The sequence below is a fragment of the Variovorax sp. dw_308 genome, from assembly GCF_019207085.1.
Classification (GTDB): Bacteria; Pseudomonadota; Gammaproteobacteria; order Burkholderiales; family Burkholderiaceae_C; genus Variovorax.
The window spans coordinates 1-1,036 of sequence record NZ_JAATOM010000088.1 but is presented as its reverse complement, the minus strand read 5'-3'; the positions used below and the strand labels follow the sequence as shown (position 1 = coordinate 1,036).

Here is a 1,036-nt window from a genome sequence, read left to right as displayed (position 1 = left end):
GCCCCTGGCGAAATCGTTCCTTCACCACAGTGGTTGCGCTGCGTATGCAAGAAGCACACGCGAAAGGTCTGCGGTCCCGCTGCGTTCGAGGACCTCATTCGCCAGGCCCGCACCTCGATCTCGACATGACGCTCGACGAACTGCAAACATCTGAAGGCTGGTGTCGTGCCACCGGCGAGAAAGCGTTTGACTCGCAAGTGCAAGCCTTCAGGCGCGCCACTCGCAGGCCCTCGGAGGATCCGTGGACACTGCTGTACTTGGCCTGCGGCCGGAAGATCCTGGAAGCAGCCGCACGCATCCTGGGCGGTCTCGACAAAGCGATCGACTGGTTTTGCCATGCGACGCTCGCGCCGTTTGGCAATGCCACGCCCCGAGCGCTGCTTTCGCTCGGTCGAACCGACCAGGCATTGGAGGCCCTGCAGGTCGTCCAGATCGGGAGCCAACGCGCCGCGCTGGAAAAATGCCCACGGCGCAGTGAAAGGCCCGTGCTCTTCCTGGATTTCGATGATGTGATCTGCGTGAACGCCGACAGCGTGTTCGACACGGTGCAACACATCTATCGCGAAGACGGTGATCTCCAGGCGGTTCTCGATCACCAAAGGTCGATGTGGACGAAGCTCTTCGACCCCCATGCCGTCGGCTATCTGCGTTCTGTGCAGGACGAGTTTCGGCCTCAAATCGTCCTGACCACCTCCTGGCGTCGTCTTTTCTCAGAGGATGCGCTGGCCAGCATCCTGTACCTTTGCGGCCTGGACTTTGTCATCGAGAACCTGCATCACGACGGCCAAACGAAATGGCGCCCAAGAGCGTCAACTCGCTGGCTTGAGATCCAGGATTGGCTTGGGGAGCACCCCGACTATCGCGACAACTTCGTGATCTTGGACGACACGCTCTCCGGCGCCACGCTGGTCGACGCACTTGACGTGCTTCCAACGGAGGAACTACGTGACCTGTACGACCCGTACCTCGTTCTGTGCAAGAAGGATAAGGGCCTCACGACGTTCGAATTTCACATGCTTCGCAATGCGTTCCTGAC

General features: G+C 60.0%; 1 protein-coding gene. It reads left to right on the top strand.

Annotated features, from left to right (window positions below; all coding sequences use genetic code 11):
• Positions 1–125: 125 nt before the first annotated feature.
• Positions 126–1,036, top strand: a 911-nt coding sequence (locus tag HCU76_RS36310; RefSeq protein ID WP_218512059.1) for an HAD domain-containing protein, incomplete at its 3' end; no start/stop codon positions are given.